Annotated in this window: 13 protein-coding genes; 6 read left to right on the top strand and 7 right to left on the bottom strand. The window is 69.4% G+C overall.

The features are described from left to right. Positions 1-43: 43 nt before the first annotated feature. From PKH97_RS06960 to PKH97_RS06950, 3 genes are read right to left on the bottom strand one after another with little or no spacing between them, the layout of a single operon-like run. On the bottom strand, positions 44-1,015 hold the full coding sequence (locus PKH97_RS06960; RefSeq protein ID WP_324386683.1) for a quinone oxidoreductase: 972 nt from the start codon (positions 1,013-1,015) through the stop codon (positions 44-46). Then, a complete protein-coding gene (locus PKH97_RS06955) occupies positions 1,012-1,509 on the bottom strand; it encodes a GNAT family N-acetyltransferase (protein ID WP_324386682.1) in 498 nt (165 codons plus the stop codon). The genes PKH97_RS06960 and PKH97_RS06955 overlap by 4 nt, the downstream gene beginning before the upstream one ends. Then, the gene (locus tag PKH97_RS06950) at positions 1,506-2,063 is read right to left on the bottom strand and encodes a GNAT family N-acetyltransferase (RefSeq protein WP_324386681.1); all 558 of its coding nucleotides are present in this window, start codon (positions 2,061-2,063) and stop codon (positions 1,506-1,508) included. The genes PKH97_RS06955 and PKH97_RS06950 overlap by 4 nt, the downstream gene beginning before the upstream one ends. A 61-nt stretch (positions 2,064-2,124) precedes the next feature. Here PKH97_RS06950 and PKH97_RS06945 point away from each other — a divergent pair, with 61 nt between their 5' ends. Next, positions 2,125-2,790 carry a DUF2461 domain-containing protein gene (locus PKH97_RS06945; protein ID WP_324386680.1) on the top strand — a complete coding sequence of 222 codons (666 nt, stop codon included), beginning with the start codon at positions 2,125-2,127 and terminating at the stop codon, positions 2,788-2,790. Positions 2,791-2,928: 138 nt separating this feature from the next. Continuing rightward, positions 2,929-5,373 carry a DNA helicase PcrA gene (gene pcrA, locus PKH97_RS06940; RefSeq protein WP_324386679.1) on the top strand — a complete coding sequence of 815 codons (2,445 nt, stop codon included), beginning with the start codon at positions 2,929-2,931 and terminating at the stop codon, positions 5,371-5,373. A gap of 43 nt (positions 5,374-5,416) precedes the next feature. Here pcrA and PKH97_RS06935 read toward each other — a convergent pair whose 3' ends face one another. Beyond that, the gene (locus PKH97_RS06935) at positions 5,417-6,166 is read right to left on the bottom strand and encodes a M23 family metallopeptidase (protein ID WP_324386678.1); all 750 of its coding nucleotides are present in this window, start codon (positions 6,164-6,166) and stop codon (positions 5,417-5,419) included. A 310-nt stretch (positions 6,167-6,476) separates the two neighbouring features. Here PKH97_RS06935 and PKH97_RS06930 point away from each other — a divergent pair, with 310 nt between their 5' ends. The 4 genes from PKH97_RS06930 to sucD all read left to right on the top strand — a co-directional run bounded on the left by PKH97_RS06930 (position 6,477) and on the right by sucD (position 10,786). Then, positions 6,477-7,025: an RNA polymerase sigma factor gene (locus tag PKH97_RS06930; protein WP_324386677.1), complete on the top strand. Its 549-nt coding sequence runs from the start codon at positions 6,477-6,479 to the stop codon at positions 7,023-7,025. Next, positions 7,022-8,473: a hypothetical protein gene (locus PKH97_RS06925; RefSeq protein WP_324386676.1), complete on the top strand. Its 1,452-nt coding sequence runs from the start codon at positions 7,022-7,024 to the stop codon at positions 8,471-8,473. The genes PKH97_RS06930 and PKH97_RS06925 overlap by 4 nt, the downstream gene beginning before the upstream one ends. Before the next feature lie 169 nt (positions 8,474-8,642). After that, the gene (gene sucC / locus PKH97_RS06920; protein ID WP_324386675.1) at positions 8,643-9,845 is read left to right on the top strand and encodes an ADP-forming succinate--CoA ligase subunit beta; all 1,203 of its coding nucleotides are present in this window, start codon (positions 8,643-8,645) and stop codon (positions 9,843-9,845) included. A gap of 32 nt (positions 9,846-9,877) precedes the next feature. Next, the gene (gene sucD / locus PKH97_RS06915; protein WP_324386674.1) at positions 9,878-10,786 is read left to right on the top strand and encodes a succinate--CoA ligase subunit alpha; all 909 of its coding nucleotides are present in this window, start codon (positions 9,878-9,880) and stop codon (positions 10,784-10,786) included. Between the two features lie 80 nt (positions 10,787-10,866). On the opposite strand, the gene PKH97_RS06910 is transcribed toward sucD, so the two are convergent. The 3 genes from PKH97_RS06910 to PKH97_RS06900 form a co-directional block, all read right to left on the bottom strand. Then, the gene (locus tag PKH97_RS06910) at positions 10,867-11,502 is read right to left on the bottom strand and encodes an A24 family peptidase (protein WP_324386673.1); all 636 of its coding nucleotides are present in this window, start codon (positions 11,500-11,502) and stop codon (positions 10,867-10,869) included. A gap of 130 nt (positions 11,503-11,632) precedes the next feature. After that, a complete protein-coding gene (locus tag PKH97_RS06905) occupies positions 11,633-13,036 on the bottom strand; it encodes a hypothetical protein (RefSeq protein WP_324386672.1) in 1,404 nt (467 codons plus the stop codon). Continuing rightward, on the bottom strand, positions 13,029-13,589 hold the full coding sequence (locus tag PKH97_RS06900; RefSeq protein ID WP_324386671.1) for a SigE family RNA polymerase sigma factor: 561 nt from the start codon (positions 13,587-13,589) through the stop codon (positions 13,029-13,031). Before PKH97_RS06900 ends, PKH97_RS06905 begins: the two co-directional genes overlap by 8 nt. Positions 13,590-13,757 lie beyond the last annotated feature (168 nt).

The following is a 13,757-nucleotide window of genomic DNA, read 5'->3' as shown; positions in this document are numbered from 1 at the left end:
GTCACCTAACGTCTGCTAGCAGAGTTTAGGTATCGGGGGCCGGTCACGGGAGAAGCAGGAGTTTGCCGGTGCTCGCGCGGGACTCCAGCGTGTCGTATGCCGTGGCCGCCTCTGCGAGCGGCCACTCACCCCCGATCTCCAGGTGCAACGAGCCGTCGGCGAGCGCGCCGAGGATCTCCCCGCCCCGCCAGAGCAACTCCTCCCGGTCAAGGACATAGTGCGCCAGGGTCGGCCGGGTCACGAAGAGCGAGCCGCCGGCATTGAGCCGCTGCAGATCGAAGGGCGGCACTTGCCCGCTCGCGCCACCGAAGAGCACGAGCATCCCGCGCGGCCGCAGGGAGGCGAGCGAGGCGTCGAAGGTGTCCTTGCCCACGCCGTCGTACGCCACGTCGACGCCGCGGCCACCGGTGGCCGCGCGAACGGCGTCGGCCAGATCGTCGGTGTCCCGGTAGTTGATCAGCACATCGGCGCCGAGACCTTCGGCGATCGCCAGCTTCTCGGCGGACCCGGCGGTCGCGATCACCCGGCCACCCTTGGCGGTGATCAACTGCACGAGCAACTGGCCGACGCCCCCGGCGGCGGCGTGGACGAGCGCGATGTCGCCGGGTTGCACGGCATAGGTCGAGTTGACGAGGTAGTGCGCGGTCATGCCCTGCAGCATCGCGGCCGCGGCGGTCGTCAGCGGCACTCCGTCCGGCACCGGCACGAGTTGCGGGGCGGGCTGGTTGCTCAGCCCGGCCGCACTGCCGAGCGACATCGCCCAGGCGACGCGATCGCCCGGACGCAGGTCGACCCCGTCACCGACCGCGACGACCTCGCCGGCTCCCTCCATCCCGAGCGTGAACGGCGTGGGGATGGGGTAGACGCCCTGGCGCTGATAGACATCGATGAAGTTCACGCCTGTCGCGGCGACCTTGATCTGGGCCTGTCCTGGCCCCGGCGGTGGGACGTCGACGTCGCGCACCTGCAGCACGTCGCTTCCGCCGTTCGCGGTGACGATCAGGGCCTTAGTCATCGTGCTCCTCCAAGTCGGGTCAGGGTCTCGCCGTCGGCGCGGTAGTCGATCCACTCATCCATCGGGCGGGCGCCGAGAGCGTCGTAGAACTCGATGGCGGGCGTGTTCCACCGCAACACCCACCATTCCAGACGGCGGTAGCCGCGCTCGGTGCAGACGCGGGCGAGTTCGAGGAGGAGTGCCTTGCCCAGTCCGCTGCCGCGGTGCGCCCGGTCGACATAGAGATCCTCGAGGTGGATGCCGGGTTTGCCGGTCCACGTGGAGAAGGTCAAGAACCACACGGCCATGCCGACCACCGCACCGTCCACCTCCGCGACATGGGCGTATGCCGTCGGCGCGCCCGCACCCGGGAAGAGTGCGGTCGCGAAGTCGGCCTCGGTGGCGTCGACAGCATCGGGCTCGCGCTCGTACACCGCGAGTGCGCGCACCAGCCCCAGGATGGCCGGGACATCGGCGGCCGTCGCGGCTCGAATCGTGGGGCCGGAGCCGATCATCGGGCACTCGATTCGATCCAGTAGCGCCGCACCCGCCGACCGTCGTCCGCGGTCACGGTGCTCTCCAGCTGGCCCCCATTGGCCTCGATGACGCTCGCGGAGCCGAGATTGTCGTCATCACAGGTGACCAGCACCCGGTCCAGCCCGAGATCCGCGCACCTATCGAGCGCCTGCCGAAGGGCCTCGGTCGCATGGCCCTGGCGGCGGGCGCTGGGCCGCACGCTGTAGCCGATGTGGCCACCTTCACGAAGCAGGAAGTCGTTGAGGTCATGCCGGATCGCCAGGGAGCCGACGTACCCGCCCGCCTCGACCAGCCATAGGAAGGTGCATGGCACATACCCGGGCCGCTGGCGCCGGCCGAGGTCGTTCTGGTGAGCGACGAAGCGGGCGAATCCCTCCGCCGTCTCGAGTTCGGCCCGCGTGAACGTGCGGACGGTGCCGTCCGTGTCGACCCACTCCCAATCGCCGTCGCCGTCCCGATGGGCATCGCCGAACTCGTCCACGGCGTCGAGATAGGAGCGGTGCAGGTCGGTCGTCGGTGCGCGCAGGTCCACCGTTGCCACGGTAGTCGTGAAGGGCGTTCGGCCGCCGGGCAGTCCGCCTAGGCTGGGGGGCGTGAGTCAGTTCACCGGGTTCGGGGCCGAGGCGCTGAGCTTCTACGAGGAGTTGGAACGCGACAACACGCGCGAGTGGTGGCTGGCGCACAAGTCGACGTATGACGCGGCCGTGCGTGCGCCCATCGCCGCGCTCGTCGCGGCTCTCGAACCCGACTTCGGTCCGGCGCACGTCTTCCGGCCCAATCGCGACGTCCGGTTCGCTGCGGACAAGGCGCCCTACAAGACCCACCAGGGCGCCTACTGCGCGACCGAGGCCAAGTCGTACTACTACGTGCACCTCGACGCGGACGGGCTCCTGGTCGGGGCCGGCGGCTATCACTTTGCTCCCGACCAACTGGCCCGATTCCGCGGCGCGGTGGACAGCGATCTGGCCGGTCCCGAGTTGGAGAGCATCCTTGCCACCTTGGAAGCCCAGGGTTTCGAGGCCGGGGGTGAGCTCCTCAAGAGCCGGCCGCGCGGCATACCGGCCGATCATCCGCGGCTGGGCCTGTTACGGCACAAGAGCATCACGGTGCGCCGTGGCTTCGGCGCACCCGACTGGATGTTCACGCCCGCCGCGGTCGCGCATGTCCGAGGGGAATGGGAGGCGCTGCGCATCTTCACCGGCTGGCTCGATCAGCATGTGGGGCCGCCCGAGGTCGAGGACCGGCACGCTCGGCGTTAGTTGCCGACCAGCTCGGTCTCCCAGACCGGCAGAGCGGCAGAGCGAGGCCGCGGACCGCCACGGACGGCGTTGGGGAGCGGCGGCGAGCGCCCACCGTGACCACCCTGTCGGTGGTCGGACGTAGGGTTGGTGACCGAGATGAGCACCCTTTTCGACGAGCTGCCCGAGTGGTCGGCCGATGTTACGGAGGCCGGCATCCCCGCGTGGGCGATGACGGCCGAGGGCCCTGCGCGCGCCCACCGCGGGGTGGCCGGTCGCGAGGTGGCAGGTGAGGCTCCGGGGCGGGGGCAGGCGCCGGCATACGGGCGGGTGGACGTCGAGAGCCTGCTCGCGGGCCTGAACCCTCAACAACGCGAGGCCGTCGTCCACGACGGGCCGCCGTTGTTGATCGTCGCCGGCGCCGGCTCGGGCAAGACCCGCGTGCTCGCGCATCGCATCGCCTACCTCCTTGGTCACCGGGGCGTCCAGCCCGGGCAGATCCTCGCCATCACCTTCACCAACAAGGCCGCCGCCGAGATGCGCGAGCGTGTGGCGAGCCTGGTCGGGCCGCGCGCCAAGGCCATGTGGGTGATGACCTTCCACTCGGCGTGCGTGCGGATCCTGCGCCACGAGGCGACCAAGGTCGGCCTGAAGTCGAGCTTCTCGATCTACGATGCGGCCGACAGCCACCGCCTGATGGCCCTGGTCCTGCGCGACATGGACCTCGACCCCAAGCGCTTCAACCCGCGCTCCTTCTCCCACCAGGTCAGCAACCTCAAGAACGACCTCATCGACGAGGACACCTATGCCGCGCGGGTCGGCGAAGAGAACACGGGCACCGAGCAGGAGCGCCTGCTCGCCGAGGCCTACCGGACCTATCAGCGGCGACTGCGGCAGGCCAACGCCCTCGACTTCGACGACCTGATCATGACGACGGTCAACATCCTGCAGACCTTCCCCGATGTGGCCGAGCACTACCGGCGGCGCTTCCGGCACATCTTGGTGGACGAGTACCAGGACACCAATCACGCGCAATATGTCCTGATCCGCGAGCTCGTCGGCGGCGAAGGAGCAACCCGGCGCGACGACCCGGATGCCCCTGTCGTGCCACCCGGCGAACTCGTTGTCGTCGGTGACGCGGACCAGTCGATCTATGCCTTCCGCGGCGCGACGATCCGCAATATCGAGGAGTTCGAGGAGGACTATCCGCACGCTAAAGTCGTTCTGCTGGAACAGAACTACCGCTCGACGCAGACCATCCTGCGGGCCGCGAACGCCGTCATCCGGCGCAATCAGGGTCGGCGCGAGAAGACCCTGTGGTCCGAGGCCGGCGACGGCTCGGCGATCGTCGGCTATGTCGGGGACTCCGAGCACGACGAGGCGGCCTTCGTCGCGCGGCGCATCGACACGCTCGGCGACGAGTCCGGGGTGCAGCCGAAGGATGTCGCGGTCTTCTATCGCACCAATGCGCAGTCACGGGCCCTCGAAGAGGTCTTCATCCGCGTCGGTTTGCCCTACAAGGTCGTCGGCGGCACCCGGTTCTACGAGCGACGTGAGATCAAGGACGCGCTCGCCTATCTGCGTGTCCTGGCCAACCCGGCGGACACGATCAACCTGCGACGGATTCTCAATGTCCCCAAGCGGGGGATCGGTGACCGGGCGGAGGCGTGCGTGGCCGCGCTGGCCGAACGTGAGCGGATCCCCTTCATCGCCGCCCTCGGCCGGGCGACGGATGCCCCCGGCATCGCCACCCGCTCGGTCGCCGCGATTGACGGGTTCACCGGGATGCTCGAGCGGCTGCGGCTGGTCCGTGACGAGGGGATCGGCGTCGCCCCGCTCCTCGAGGCCGTGCTCGACCAGAGCGGGTATGTCGCGGAGTTGCGCGCCAGCCGCGACCCCCAAGACGAGACGCGCCTGGAGAACTTACGCGAGTTGCTTTCCGTCGCAACGGAGTTCGACGAAGTCCGGATCGAGACGGGTGAGGTGATCGCGCTCGACGACTTCCTCGAGCAGGTGTCGCTGGTCGCCGACGCGGACGAGATCCCGGACACCGAGGACGGCGGCGGCGTCGTGACGCTGATGACACTGCATACGGCCAAGGGGCTGGAGTTCCCGGTCGTCTTCCTCACCGGTCTCGAGGACGGCACGTTCCCGCACGTGCGCTCGATGAACGACGAGAAGGAGATGGAGGAGGAGCGCCGCCTGGCGTATGTCGGCATCACCCGCGCCCGCGAACGCCTCCACGTCACCCGCGCGTCCGTCCGGCGCGCGTGGGGTGCACCGCAGTACCATCCCGCCTCGCGCTTCCTCGACGAGATCCCCCACGACCTGATCGACTGGGAGCGGCTGGAGGTCGAGCCCCGGCGATCCTTCGAATCGCCCTCGCTGGCGCGCCTCGCGGCGCGCCCGGGCGTGCGCTCACCCGGCACCAAGCCGGTGTTGGCGCTCAAGGCGGGCGACCGGGTCTCGCACGACAGCTTCGGGCTGGGCACCGTGGTGCGCATCGACGGGCAGGGAGAAAAAACCCAGGCGCACGTCGATTTCGGTGGGGACGCCGGCCTCAAGCGGCTGCTGCTGCGTTACGCCCCGCTGGTGAAGTTGTAGACCCTGCCGCAACGGGCGTGGGCCAGGCCGGCTGAGGCTGAGCTCAGATGGTGATCTTGTGGGCCTGGAGCCAGGGCTTCGGGTCGATCGCGGCGCCCCCGCCCGGGTGGATCTCCAGATGCAGGTGCGGGCCAGTGGAGTGCCCGGTGTTGCCCGAGGCGCCGACGATGGTTCCGGGGGCGACCTTCTGGCCGACCTTGACCGCGATCGACGACATGTGCCCGTAGTAGGACACCACGCCATTCCAGTAGCGGATCTCGACCTTGAGGCCGTAGCCCTGGGCGGCGCCCGCCTTGACGACGGTGCCCGTCGACATCGCCCGCAGCGGTGTGCCTACGGGGGTGCCGAAGTCGAGGCCGGCGTGCAGGCGACCCCAGCGGTAGCCGAAGTTCGAGGTCAGGTTGGGGTGGGCCAGCGGGTTGATCCAGCGGTGCGCGGCGGCCTTGGCCTTCTTGGCCTTCGCGATTCGCGCGGCCACCGCTTTGCGCTCGGCCGTGGCGCGGGCGGCGCGGATTTCGCCCTGTTCGCGCGACTGGGTGTCGGCGAGCTGACGGGCGTCCTCGACCGGCGTGGCCGATGAGGAGTCGGACACCGTCGTGCGCGCGGTCAGATTGCTGGCCAGCACGGCCGCGTCGTACGAGCCGACGGCGGGAGCCGCGGCCGGCAGCGCAGCGGTGGCACCGGACCCGGTCAGCGAGACCACCAAGGCGGCGGCAGCCACGGCCGGCACCGCGATCTGGGGACGGATGCGGCCGTGGGGGCGCAGCGAAGCGGACGAAGTCGTGCGGCTCACAGGGGGTCCTAAAGGGGGACGAGGGTGGGGGGCCTGAACGAAGCGAGGTGCGTGGCGGTGATTGGGGGGAGCCACAGCACCGGCTCTTCTCTTGACATCAAGACTACCGTGACGCATTTGTTACACAAAATTTAACGGCACGTCCGCGGCCCCGGACGCGGTTAATGTGATAACTACTGGCGCCCATCACCTACCGTCGGTAAGTCGCTGACCTGGCCATTCAGCGCGCTGCGCGACCGGGCGCGCATGGCTCTCGCTCCTCTTGTAAGAATGACCCAACCAGGGGGCACACATCGGCGTCGTAAGGGTCATGACCGCGATCGCCGCCCCCGCGCCACGCATCTGGAAGGGGGCGTCCGTGCCGGTCATCGGGTCCGTCGTCGACGCCGACGAGTATGCGGTGCGCGAGGTCTATCAGGCCTACTACGGGCAGCTGGCCGGCTGGGCAGCGCGCCTGGTCGGCGACCGCGATCTGGCCCACGATGTCGCCACCGAGGCCTTTGTCCGCCTGCTGAACCACTGGGGCGAGGTGGCCGAGCCGCGACCCTGGCTCTACACCGCCGCGGCCAATATCATCCGCGACCACTGGCGCAAGCGGGGCCGCGAGCAGATCGCCTACGGCAAGGTCGCTCACCAACTCGAGGTCGCCCAGGATCCGGATCTAGCCCGCGACCTCTCGGTTCGCTCGGCGGTCCAGCAGCTGCCCGACCGCCTTCGGGTCGCGGTGATGCTGCACTACTTCGCCGATCTGCCGGTCGCGCAAGTTGCCGCCCAGATGGGCAAGTCGGAGGGCGCCATCAAACGCGACCTCTGGGATGCCCGCAAACGGCTGGCCACCATTTTGGAAGGTGCCCGATGACCGACGACCGCGATCCGATCGCCGACTTCTTCGCCCGAGAACGCGCCCAGATCACCCCGCTGCCCGGTGACGACGAGCGCTGGCAATCCATCGTGCGCCAGTCCCGTCGCGGGCGGCGCGCCCGACGCTCGTGGCTGCCGTATGCCGCGGGCCTGGCCGCCGCAGCTACCGTCGCCGGCTTCGCCGGCTACGGCTTGCGCGACATGCTGCCGGGCAATTCCACCGTCGTCGCCGGCGCCACCAACACCCTGCCGCCCCTGGCCAGCGGTCCGAGTCCGACGTCGCCGAGCCCATCCGCAGCCGAACTCCCCACGAGTGGCTCGTCCGGGGCCCACTCCAGCGTGACGACCAGCGCGAGCACCCCCCCGACCCAGTCGACGAGCGCGTCCACCGGTGCGATCTGGCCGCTGCCGATGGTTCAGAACTTCGCGTTGCTGTCGATGTCGCAGGCCAGTGGGCGGGCCGTGTATGCCCTAGGCACCGGCCTGTGCAGCGACCATCCGTGCCGCGTCGTCGTCCGCTCACTGGACCAAGGCACCACCTGGCAGCGGGTCGCCACCCTGGATGACCCCAAGACGTCCGCGACCGTGGGCGCAGTCGGTGCCGCGGGCTCCTTCACGCAGATCCGGATGGCGAACGAGCAGGTCGGCTGGGTCTTTGGTGACGGTCTGATGCAGACCACCGACGGCGGCCGGACTTTCCACGCCTATTCCCACGTGGGCGCCTCGGTGCTCGACGTAGCGACCGACGGGACACATGTCGCCCTCGTGTCGAGCTCGGGTGTCTGTGACGGCGGCACGTGCGCGGGGCCCCTCCTCGCCCAAGTCGCCCCGGTGACGGCATCCGGCGCTGGGGAGACGGCCGTGGAAATGCCGGCGGGCAAGGTCGACGGGGCGAGTGTCGACTGGTTGGCCGGCCGGGCCTATGTCTCGGCGCGGACGCCCGACGACAGCGCCGCCCCGCTGGTCATCACCCCCGAAGGCAAGTCGAGCGCCCTGGACGTCGGCTGCGAGAAGCCGCCCACCCAGGTCTTCCGCGCCGCCGACGGCAGCGCCGTCTTCGCCGCGTGCCGCGGCGGCACCAAGGACGCGAACACGGCCTACACGATCCAGCGCTCGACGGACGACGGTGTCACGTGGGCGGCTGTGGAGGGCTCGAGTCTCACCTTGCCCGCGGACGCCGAACTCGTCTCCTTCGCGGCTGCCGATGCGACGCACCTGATCGCCACCGCGGGCAGCAATGCGACCGGCTCCGGGGCATTGCTCGCCTCCTCCGACGGCGGCCGGGCTTGGGCCGCAGTTACCAATCCGGCTCTGCCAGAGCACGGCTGGCGTTGGGTGGGGGCTCCGGGTGCCGGGTGGTACTACTTGCTCCCCGTCGACGGGCAGCGGTCGTTCTGGTGGGGCCGGCAGCTGGGCGCCACGTGGGCACAACAGCCGATGAACTGACGTCTCCCGACCAGCCGGCGCGCGAGGGCGTCCATACGGCGAACGTGACCGGGGCAATGGTCCGCCTGGCCCGCAGCACCTCCTGGGTCGGTCTAGGCTCGGAGCGACCCCAACCCGGTTCTGGGCTGGCCACTTCGCAGCAGCGACGCAACGAAGGACGGAAATCCGCGTGGATCTATACGAGTACCAAGCTCGCGACCTTTTCGAGAAGCACGGCGTGCCCGTGCTGGGCGGGGCGGTGGCGACCACCGCGGCCGAAGCCCGCGCGGCTGCTGAGACGATCGGCGCCCAGAGCGGCGGGGTGACCGTCGTCAAGGCCCAGGTCAAGACCGGCGGCCGCGGCAAGGCGGGCGGCGTGAAGGTCGCCAAGAGCGCCGACGAGGCGCAAACGTATGCCGAGCACATCCTCGGGATGGACATCAAGGGCCACACCGTCAAGCGGGTGATGATCGCCCAGGGCGCCCAGATCGCCGAAGAGTACTACTTCTCCATCCTGCTCGACCGGGCCAACCGCACCTACCTCGCCATGTGCAGCGTCGAGGGCGGCATGGACATCGAGACCCTTGCGGTCGAGCGCCCGGAGGCCCTCGCCAAGGTCGCTGTCGACCCCAATATCGGCATCGACGCCGCCAAGGCCGCCGAGATCGTCGAGGCGGCCGGCTTCGACGCCGAGACAGGCGCCAAGGTCGCTCCGGTGCTCGAGCGCCTGTGGGAGGTCTACCGCGACGAGGACGCGACCCTGGTGGAGGTCAACCCACTGGTCAAGACCGCAGCAGGAGACATCATCGCCCTGGACGGCAAAGTCTCTATCGATGAGAACTCCGATTTCCGGCACCCCGATCACCAGGCGTTTGTCGATCACTCCAAGACCGACCCGCTGGAAGTTTTGGCCATCGAGCGCGGCCTCAACTACGTCAAGCTCGACGGTGACGTCGGCATCATCGGCAATGGCGCCGGCCTGGTGATGTCCACGCTCGACGTCGTGGCGTATGCCGGCGAGGAGTTCACCCTTCCCGACGGCGGCCACCCCGCGCCGGCGAACTTCCTCGACATCGGCGGTGGAGCCAACGCCGACGTGATGGCTAACGGACTCGACGTCATCTTCGAGGACGCCCAGGTCAAAGCGGTCTTCGTCAACGTCTTCGGGGGGATCACGGCCTGCGACGCGGTCGCGGAGGGGATCGTGCAGGCATACGGGATCCTCGCCGGTCACGGTAAGGAACCCAAGCCGCTGGTGGTGCGCCTGGACGGCAACAACGCCGAGCTAGGTCGGCAGATCCTCGACGACGCGGCGCTGCCGAAGCTCGAGCGTGTCGACACGATGGACGGTGCGGCTCGCCGCGTCGCCGAACTCGCGGCCACGGCCCACTGACCCCGAAGCGACAAAGGACGGCAGACGAAGCAATGGCAATCTTTCTCGACGAGTTCTCCAAGGTCATCGTCCAGGGCATGACCGGCTCGGAGGGCATGAAGCACACCACGCGGATGCTCGCCTCGGGCACCCAGATCGTCGGTGGGGTCAACCCGCGCAAGGCGGGGGAGCAGGTCGGTTTCCCCGGCGATGTGACGGTCCCCGTCTTCGGCACCGTAGCCGAGGCGATGGCGGCGACCGGGGCGAATGTGTCGGTGATCTTCGTGCCCGCGGCCTTCACCAAGGCCGCGGTCATCGAGGCGATCGACGCAGGCATACCGCTGGCGGTCGTCATCACCGAGGGCGTCGCGGTCAAGGACACCGCGGAGTTCTACAACTACAGCATCGGGCGCGGCACCCGCATCATCGGCCCGAACTGCCCCGGCTTGATCAGCCCCGGGAAATCCAACGCCGGCATCATCCCCGCCGACATCTCCGGTCCGGGACGCATCGGCCTGGTGTCCAAGTCCGGCACCTTGACCTATCAGATGATGTTCGAATTGCGCGACTTCGGCTTCTCGACCGCGGTCGGCATCGGCGGTGACCCAATCATCGGCACTACGCACATCGACTGCCTCGCGGCCTTCCAGGAGGACTCCGAGACCGATGCGATCGTGATGATCGGCGAGATCGGCGGCGACGCCGAGGAGCGGGCGGCCGCCTTCATCGCCGCCAATGTCACCAAGCCGGTCGTCGGCTATGTCGCGGGCTTCACCGCGCCCGAGGGCAAGACCATGGGCCACGCCGGCGCCATCGTCTCCGGCTCTTCGGGCACCGCGCAGGCGAAAAAGGAAGCCCTCGAGGCCGCCGGTGTCAAGGTCGGCAAGACGCCGTCGGAGACCGCCGAGTTGATGCGCGGCATCATGGCCGAGATCGCGTCACAGCAATCCGCGCCGATCTGATCGGCGTCGGAACCACCCGCCGGGGGCGGCTGGTTGTGCGCGTCGACGCACACCCAGCCGCCCATTGCCGTCGTGGGTGGCTATTGCAGCGCTAGGACGATCAGCGCGGCGGCGATCATCGCCGGGCCGAAGGCGATCCGGTCCTTGCGCCCGACCCGGCGCAGCAGGAGCAGGGCGCCCGCCACGACGCCGGCGAGCAGGAAGGCCAGATAGCTGGCCAGCCCGAGGGGAGTCCAGCCGAACCACCCGAGCAACATCCCGATCAGCCCCGCGAGGGTGACATCGCCGCGGCCCAGGCTGCGCCGGCCGGCGAGCCGGTGCAGAAGGTAGTAGACGGCCCAGGCGGCGAGCCCGCCCAGCGCTGCGCGGCCCAGCGCCGGCCAGTCACGCGCCGCCCACGAGCAGATCGTCAGCAGCACAGCCAGGACTGGGTAGCACGGCCAGGTGATGACCCGGGGCAGTCGGTGGACCTCGAGGTCGATGGCGGCGAGAAGCACCCCGATCGCTGCTGCCACGGCTGCGGTGACGAGCACGGGCCAAGCCCAATCGGCCAATCCGTAGGCAACTGCGCTGCAAGCGATTCCGGTGCCCGGGACGACCCACGCGTGCCGGTGCGCCGGTGGGTCGTCCGGATAGCGGTGGTGACCGGCGGCCAGTCGCGCCCGGAGGACGACGCCGGCGCCGAGCCCGAGCAACCCCGCGACGAGGGCAACCACGACCGGCGTATGCACGCGTCACCCCCGCTCGCCGAGCCTCACCGAGATGGTGACGCCGACGCGAGCGTATGCCGCGCGCCCGGGTGGGCGCGCGGCATACGTGCGAAGGTGTGGATAACCGCCGAGGGCGTCAGCGATCGGCGGCGAGGCCGCGGAGCCGGATCAACTCGGCGAAGGCCTCGGCCTGATCGACCTTGTTCTGCGGACTGACGACGAGGGTGGCGAGGTGGCTGCCGTCCGTGCTCACCTGAATGGCGACGAACTGGGTGAAGGTCGTTCCGGCGCCCAGGTCAGTCGTCATCGCATAGGTCCCCTGCGCCGGTCCGGCCGTCACGTGCACCGGGTTGCCGCCGACATCCTTGGTGCAGGCCGCCAGCGCGGCGCCCAGGTCGGTTGCGGCCGTGTCGGTTGCGGCCGGGTCGGTGAAGGCCCGCAGCCGCTCGGTCGCGAAATAGCTCGCGTCCTTGCCCGCGAGCTTGACCTTCAACAGCCCGAACTCGCCCTGCCCGCTGGTGTCGGAGTCGCACGGCACGACCGCAGAGGAGCCGTCGAACTCCCCAGCGCCGGACTCGGTCTGCGCGCCGCCGGTGAAGACCGTCGAGGCGAAGTCCGTGGGGTCGATGAACAGGCTCGCCGCCGGGGTCAGGGTATCCGGTCCGGTGATGACCGGGCCGGCGCTTGAGCTCTCGCCATACCGCTCGAGGCGGTTTTCGACCCGGTTGGTGATCCAGGCGAACTTATCAAGGGTCAGCATCGACGTGCCGTCCTTCTGCCCCCAGAACTCGACATAGGTGATCTGGCGGCCCCGGTCGGTGACGGTGAGCCAACCCGAGTTACGGTCGCTGTCGCTGAACCGCCACAGCATCGAATGCTCGGAGTAGCGATCGGAGGAGACCGAGGTGATGGCCTCCGGTTTGGGTGTCGTGCAGTTGTCGGCCTTCTCGCGCATGGCGTTGGCGGCGTCCTGAGCCTGCTTGTCGGTGGGATAGATCCACGTCACCTGGACACCGAGGGTGTCCGGCTTGCCCGGGATCACGACGTCCTGCGAGGACACGGCCGTCGCGGCGCCGGGAGTCATCAGGCAGAGAAGATCGGTCGGCAGCATGCCTTCGACCGCGGTCACGCCGTCCACGCCGAGGGTTGCTGCCCATTCGGCCCCGGTCGGCAGGATTCCTGGCTTGGCCAGCAGCGTTGCCCAGTCCGCCGTGGCGTGCCAGTCATCGGCGGACGTCGGCGTGGGGCGAGTCGTTGTGGCAGTGGTCGTCACGTGGCTGCGGGTAGCCGGCGCGGTGACATCGGGCTTGGCGGTCAGCACGCCGGACAACGCCACCGCGCCGACGACAACTGCAGCGGCAGCCAGCCCAGCGGCACCCGTAATCCAGGTGCTTCGGCGGCGCCGGCCCCCGCGGCTCTTGACCGTTTCGACAGGGGCGAGGGGCAGGTGGTCGACATCCTCGCGCAGCGAGAACAGCGCGCGGCGGACCAGGTCGTCGTCCTCGGGCGTCCACATCTCGTGATCGTTCGGGTCAGGCATGGCCGGCTTCCTTCTCGCGCAAGGCCGTAGCCAACGCCGCGCGGCCGTGATGCAGGCGCGCCTTGACGGTCCCGATGGGCGCGCCGAGATCCTCGGCGATGGCCTCGATGCTCATATCGAGGAGGTAGTGCAGGGCGAGCACCTCGCGGTGCTGGGGCGAGAGTCTTTGCAGAGCATCCACGACCAAGCGCCGGTCGTCGCTGATGACGGCCGGTGGGTCCGGAACGGCGGTCAGCCGGCGCTGGGCCTCGGTGCGGTTGGTGTCCTTGCGCCACTGGCTGATGGCGAGCCGGCGCGCGACGGTGCGCACCCACGACAGCGGGTCGTCTGCCTGGCTGACCGTGCTCCAGCGCTGCCAGGCGCGGGCATACGCCTCCTGAGCGCAGTCCTGGGCGAGCGTGAGATTGCCCGTCGTCGCATAGACGAGGTGCACCACGCGCGGCGAGGTCTCGCGGTAGAAGGTATCGAAGTCGAGCGCAGCCACGCGCGTGCCCTCCCAGTGGCTGATGATTGGCCGTGACCCGGCGGTCGCGGCAATCGGAATGCTCGTCATGCCCCACCAGACGCGTGCGCCCCGTGCCGGGTTGTCCACCCTAACGCGCGACTTTTCGGGAATTCCCTGGCCGTCCGGCGTGGTCTCGGGGGAGGGGCGAACGGCATACGGGAACATGGGGAGCGATATGACCATCCTGGACTCTGCACAGCCGACCACCGACGAGCA

This window comes from Nostocoides sp., from assembly GCF_035343835.1.
GTDB lineage: Bacteria > Actinomycetota > Actinomycetes > Actinomycetales > Dermatophilaceae > Nostocoides_A > Nostocoides_A vanveenii.
Note: the sequence above shows the minus strand (reverse complement) of the source record. Positions and strands in the feature narration are given on the sequence as shown.